Origin of the sequence: Microvirgula aerodenitrificans DSM 15089 (genome assembly GCF_000620105.1) — a bacterium.
Classification (GTDB): domain Bacteria; phylum Pseudomonadota; class Gammaproteobacteria; order Burkholderiales; family Aquaspirillaceae; genus Microvirgula; species Microvirgula aerodenitrificans.
Genome location: NZ_JHVK01000061.1, coordinates 1 through 1,081, shown reverse-complemented (window position 1 = coordinate 1,081; position 1,081 = coordinate 1). Strand labels below are relative to the sequence as shown.

Annotated in this window: 2 protein-coding genes; both read left to right on the top strand. The window is 61.1% G+C overall.

Features of this window, described 5'->3' with window-relative positions; genetic code table 11:
* A partial coding sequence (locus Q352_RS23640) for an IS3 family transposase (protein WP_156952608.1) occupies positions 1–150 on the top strand: 150 nt, incomplete at its 5' end.
* A gap of 236 nt (positions 151–386) precedes the next feature.
* Positions 387–1,081 (top strand): DUF932 domain-containing protein (locus Q352_RS0117990; RefSeq protein WP_028500507.1); only part of this gene is annotated, 695 nt, incomplete at its 3' end.

Below are 1,081 nucleotides of genomic sequence, written 5' to 3'. Positions count from 1 at the left end.
GCCCGCTCAGACGTGTTCGACTACATTGAAGCTTTTTACAACCGCACCCGCCGCCATAGTCACCTGGGCGGCATCAGTCCCGAGGCCTTCGAACGAGCCTCGGCGTTAGGCAGCTATTTGTCTACTGACCCCGGGACAGTCCAATGCTAATTGATCCGATCAGCGTAAACGCCCGGTCAACCCCTGTTGACGCACGCCCTTTCCCGCAGCCGACCACCAGTGCGGCAACAGTTCCGCTATCAGGCCCTGCTTACAGGAAGGCAGAAGCAGCTATCCCAAATTTTTTCACCCACATATCACCCTCCCGGTTACAGGCAGTGACACCCCGTCACTGCCTTCCTCTACCCGCCCTGGCTCACCACCAGGGCATTTTCCGGGAGTCTGATATGTCTCATCTTATCGAAACCATGGCCTACGTCGGCCAAGTCCCCTGGCACGGCCTCGGCAACCCGTTGTCCGCCCAGCAACCGCTGGATGTCTGGCAGCGCGAAGCCGGCATGGACTGGACCATCGAGCACAGCGACGTGCTGTTTGAAGTGGCGGGCGGCGAGTCGTTGTTGCGTCCTTATCCGGACAGCAAGGTGCTGTACCGCTCTGACACCCTGGCGCCGTTGTCGGTGGTGTCCAAACGCTACAAGGTGGTGCAGCCGCAGGATGTGCTGCACTTCTATAACGATCTGGTCTCGGCCGGCGGCTTCGAGCTGGAAACCGCAGGGGTGCTGAAAGGCGGGCGCAAGCTGTGGGCGCTGGCGCGTACCGGACAGGAAACCGTGCTCAAAGGCGGTGATCGGGTCAAAGCCTATCTGCTGCTGGCGACCAGCTGCGATGGCACTTTGTGCACCACCGCTCAGTTCACCTCGGTCCGGGTCGTGTGCAACAACACGCTGCAGATGGCCGTGGGCGAACGCAGTGGCGCGGTCAAGGTCCCGCACTCGACCGTGTTCGATCCGCGTCAGGTCAAGGAGGCGCTCGGCATCGGTCTGTCTGGCTGGGAGGCGTTTATTGGTCAGATCAAGGCGCTGAGTCGGCGTCCGATCTCTGCTGACGAAGCCCGCCTGTTCTTCCATGACGTGCTGGACGA